This window comes from Pseudomonas sp. NPDC087803 (genome assembly GCF_044742995.1).
GTDB lineage: Bacteria > Pseudomonadota > Gammaproteobacteria > Pseudomonadales > Pseudomonadaceae > Aquipseudomonas.
The window spans coordinates 102,285-106,473 of sequence record NZ_JBIUVO010000012.1 but is presented as its reverse complement, the minus strand read 5'-3'; the positions used below and the strand labels follow the sequence as shown (position 1 = coordinate 106,473).

At 58.6% G+C, this 4,189-nt stretch carries 4 protein-coding genes; 1 reads left to right on the top strand and 3 read right to left on the bottom strand.

What is annotated here, in order from left to right; translation table 11 throughout:
• Nucleotides 1-329: 329 nt before the first annotated feature.
• Both ACIOUG_RS10480 and ACIOUG_RS10475 read right to left on the bottom strand, forming a co-directional pair.
• On the bottom strand, nucleotides 330-1,550 hold the full coding sequence (locus ACIOUG_RS10480) for a CaiB/BaiF CoA transferase family protein (protein WP_401065019.1): 1,221 nt from the start codon (nucleotides 1,548-1,550) through the stop codon (nucleotides 330-332).
• Between the two features lie 13 nt (nucleotides 1,551-1,563).
• A complete protein-coding gene (locus tag ACIOUG_RS10475) occupies nucleotides 1,564-2,745 on the bottom strand; it encodes an acyl-CoA dehydrogenase (protein ID WP_401065016.1) in 1,182 nt (393 codons plus the stop codon).
• A 157-nt stretch (nucleotides 2,746-2,902) separates the two neighbouring features.
• Between ACIOUG_RS10475 and ACIOUG_RS10470 the strand changes: the two genes are divergently transcribed.
• Nucleotides 2,903-3,802 carry a LysR family transcriptional regulator gene (locus ACIOUG_RS10470; RefSeq protein WP_401065015.1) on the top strand — a complete coding sequence of 300 codons (900 nt, stop codon included), beginning with the start codon at nucleotides 2,903-2,905 and terminating at the stop codon, nucleotides 3,800-3,802.
• A gap of 205 nt (nucleotides 3,803-4,007) precedes the next feature.
• On the opposite strand, the gene ACIOUG_RS10465 is transcribed toward ACIOUG_RS10470, so the two are convergent.
• A partial coding sequence (locus ACIOUG_RS10465) for a hypothetical protein (protein WP_401065012.1) occupies nucleotides 4,008-4,189 on the bottom strand: 182 nt, incomplete at its 5' end.

The window sequence follows — 4,189 nt, the reverse complement described above, 5'->3', positions numbered from 1 at the left end:
AGCGTTACACGCTGCTGTCAACACCTCTTTTTCTCCGCTTTCGACCGAGAAGATCGAACCGTTAAAAGAGCCAAACATCACCGCCCTTTCAACTCTTTCCAGGCTTCGATGAACTGAAGCAACCCGCCGCCGAAAACCGTTTAACTCATTGAATCTCAAGGAGTTTTCCGTTTCGACTGCGCCGGAAGTGGGGCGAATTATAGACCTCCAGAATCTGCCGTCAACCGCTTTTTTCACTTTTCTTTCAACAACTTACAGATCGGTTAAAAAACATACAAAACCCTCTATATAGAAGGAGGGACACGATTCCTTCTATATAGAAGCGATACTCAAAGCACTCCATCAGCCTTGAGCGCATCCACCGCACCCGCGCCCAGACCCAGCACCCGCTGCAAAACCTCCAGCGTATGCTCGCCCAACAAAGGAGGTGCACGGTGGTACTCGACTGGCGTCTGCGACAACCGGATCGGACTCGCCACCTGCGGCACCATCCCCGCCAGTGCGTGAGGCAACTCAATTGCCAAGCCACGCGCCTTCACCTGCGGATCTTCAAACACCTGGGACAGATCATTGATCGGCCCACACGGCACACCCGCCTGCTCCAACTGAGCCACCCATTCGGCGGTGGTCTTGAACACCGTCGCCTGACGGATCAGCGGAATCAACACCGCACGGTTAGCCACCCGCAGCTTGTTAGTCGCGAATCGCGGATCGTCCGCCCACTGCGGCTGGCCCGCCACCTCGGCAAACTTGCGGAACTGGCCGTCATTGCCAACGGTAAGAATGAAATCACCGTCGGCCGTCGGGAAGTCCTGATAAGGCACGATGTTCGGGTGTGCATTACCCAGACGTTTCGGCGCATTGCCCGTAGTCAGGTAGTTCATTGCCTGGTTCGCCAAGCATGCGACCTGCACATCCAGCAAAGCCATATCGATGTGTTGCCCGCCACCGTCGTGATCACGATGCGCCAGCGCCGCCAGAATCGCCACGGTCGAATACAGCCCCGTCAGGATGTCCGTCAGCGCCACACCCACTTTCACCGGCCCGGCGCCTTCATCACCTTCAGGGCGACCGGTCAGGCTCATCAGCCCGCCCAGCCCCTGGATCATGAAGTCATAACCGGCGCGCTTGGCATACGGCCCGGTTTGACCGAAGCCGGTGATCGAGCAATAGATCAGATCCGGATTGATCGCCTTCAGCGACGCATAGTCCAGCCCATAGGCGGCCAACCCACCGACCTTGAAGTTCTCGATCAAGATGTCCGACTTCGCCGCGAGCTCCCGTACGAGGTTCTGCCCTTCGGGTCGGGTGAAGTCGATCGTCACCGACTGCTTGTTGCGGTTGGCCGACAGGTAATAGGCCGCCTCACTGGTGTTTACACCATATGCGTCTTTCAGGAAGGGCGGCCCCCAGGCGCGGGTGTCATCACCATTGCCTGGGCGCTCGACCTTGATCACCTCGGCGCCAAGGTCGGCGAGAATCTGCCCGGCCCACGGCCCGGCCAGCACGCGCGATAAATCCAGTACCCGCAGATGCGACAGCGCGCCCATGGTCGCTCTCCTGTTAATAGAACGCCTGCAGACCGGTTTGCGCGCGACCGAGGATCAGCGCGTGAACGTCATGGGTCCCTTCATAGGTATTCACCACTTCCAGGTTGACCAGGTGACGAGCCACACCGAACTCGTCGGAGATACCGTTGCCGCCCAACATGTCACGAGCTATGCGGGCGATGTCCAACGACTTGCCACAGGAGTTGCGCTTCATGATCGAAGTGATTTCGACCGCAGCGGTGCCTTCATCCTTCATGCGCCCCAGACGCAGGCATCCTTGCAGGGCCAGAGTGATCTCGGTCTGCATGTCGGCCAGCTTCTTCTGAATAAGCTGGGTGGCAGCCAATGGGCGCCCGAACTGCTGACGATCGAGGGTGTACTGGCGCGCCGTGTGCCAGCAGAACTCGGCAGCGCCCAACGCACCCCAGGAGATGCCATAACGCGCAGAGTTGAGGCAGGTGAACGGGCCTTTCAGGCCGCGTACGTCCGGGAAGATGTTCTCTTCCGGAACGAAGACGTTGTCCATGACGATTTCGCCGGTGATTGATGCGCGCAGACCGACCTTGCCGTGAATCGCCGGAGCGCTCAGGCCCTTCCAGCCTTTCTCCAGCACGAAGCCACGGATGTCGCCGGCATCGTCCTTGGCCCAGACCACGAACACGTCGGCGATCGGGCTGTTGGTGATCCACATCTTGGCGCCGGTCAGGCTGTAGCCGCCGTCGACTTTGCGTGCTCGGGTGATCATCGCGCCCGGGTCGGAACCGTGGTTTGGCTCGGTCAGACCGAAGCAGCCGATCCATTCGCCAGACGCCAGTTTCGGCAGGTATTTCTGTTTCTGTGCTTCAGTGCCGAATTCGTTGATCGGCACCATCACCAGCGAGGACTGCACGCTCATCATCGAACGGTAGCCGGAATCGACGCGCTCCACTTCACGGGCGATCAGACCGTAACTGACGTAGTTCAAGCCGCTGCCGCCGTACTGCTCGGGAATGGTCGCCCCCAACAGGCCGACTTCGCCCATTTCGCGGAAGATTGCCGGGTCGGTTTTCTCATGGCGGAAAGCTTCAAGCACGCGTGGCGCCAGGCTCTGTTGAGCGAACTGCGCCGCGGTGTCACGGATCATGCGCTCTTCTTCAGTGAGCTGTTGATCCAGCAGCAAGGGATCGATCCAGTTGAAGCTAGCTTTACCGCCCATGAGTGTGTCCTCGCAAATCGGTGAATTAACGTGGCATTGATCCTAGGCCCGCTTCACTGGCTCGGCAAACGAGGATTTCGCATCCTGTTGTGCTAATTTCTCACTCCGAACCGTCGCTGAATGCCTTTTATGCGGCGCATTAGTGAGGTTGACGTACATGCGCAGGAAGATTCCCAGCACCACAGCCCTGATCAGCTTCGAAGCCGCCGCTCGCCACGAAAGCTTTACCAAGGCTGCCGAAGAACTTTCCCTGACCCAAGGCGCCATTTGCCGACAGATCGCCAGCCTTGAGGACTTCCTCAGCGTGGAACTGTTCCGACGTTCGCGACGCGGAGTGAAGCTGACGGAAGCCGGCCTTTCCTACAGCCGTCGGGTGGCCACGCAACTGGACGCCGTCGAGCGCGACACACTCTCGGTCATGGGCCAACAGGGCACCAACGTGATCGAACTGGCAGTGGTACCCACCTTCGGCACTCAATGGCTGCTGCCACGGCTCAAGGACTTTCAGCTCAAACACCCGGAAGTGACGGTCAACCTGACCAACCGCACCCGCCCGTTCCTGTTTGCCGACACTGATTTCGACGCGGCCATCTACTTCGGCGACGCCGACTGGTCGGGTACCGAATCCCACAGGCTGATGGGTGAAAATCCGATGCCGGTGTGCAGCCCCACCCTACTCGGCAGCAGGACCCATCTGACTCCTGACCAGATCGCCGAACTGCCTCTGTTGCAGCAAACCACGCGCCCCTACGCCTGGCGCCAGTGGTTCAACGCCCGGCACCTGAACATCCCCCGCGACATGACAGGCCCGCGCTACGAGCTGTTCTCCATGCTGGCCCAGGCGGCCATGCACGACATGGGCATCGCGCTGATTCCACCGTTCCTGATTCAGCGCGAGCTGGCCGAGAAACGCTTGGTGATCGCCAACCCGAATGCGCTTTCCAGCATCAAGGCGTATTACCTGATGATTCCGGAGCGAAAGGTCGAATCGGCATCACTCAAGGCTTTTAGCGATTGGCTGGTGAATCAGGCAAACAGCTACAGCCTAGAAGGATAGAGGCTTACAGCGATTACTAACCCGGTAGTCAGGATAATTTAAGCCCTACAGATATAAGTATTTGTCGCAAAATCGCAGACTGTATCCGAAAGTCGTACAGACGTCCCACAAGCGCCTGCGGGCGTGGCTTTGAGCCTCCATTCACGACTCATTACGGCCTATTCACGTCGCCGATGAGAAATTTTTTCAAATTCAGCCAGAATCCTTACAAGGCACGGCCTGCAAGGGATTCAGCTGGCCATCTGCGACATTCGGTCACGGGATGACTTGTAGTTAATTTTCCGTCACCCGTCATAATCCCTTGAAGGGCATAAAGTTCGCCTGCAAAATGCCGCGCCCCGCCCTTTTTTGGCGGGTTCGTGCTGATCGGCCGGCCCAGCCGCACCA

Excerpts from the sequence above, each read along its gene's own strand:
- ACIOUG_RS10480 (WP_401065019.1), bottom strand. The coding sequence starts at position 1,550 with ATGGGCGCGCTGTCGCATCTGCGGGTACTGGATTTATCGCGCGTGCTG.
- ACIOUG_RS10475 (WP_401065016.1), bottom strand. The coding sequence starts at position 2,745 with ATGGGCGGTAAAGCTAGCTTCAACTGGATCGATCCCTTGCTGCTGGAT.
- ACIOUG_RS10470 (WP_401065015.1), top strand. The coding sequence starts at position 2,903 with ATGCGCAGGAAGATTCCCAGCACCACAGCCCTGATCAGCTTCGAAGCC.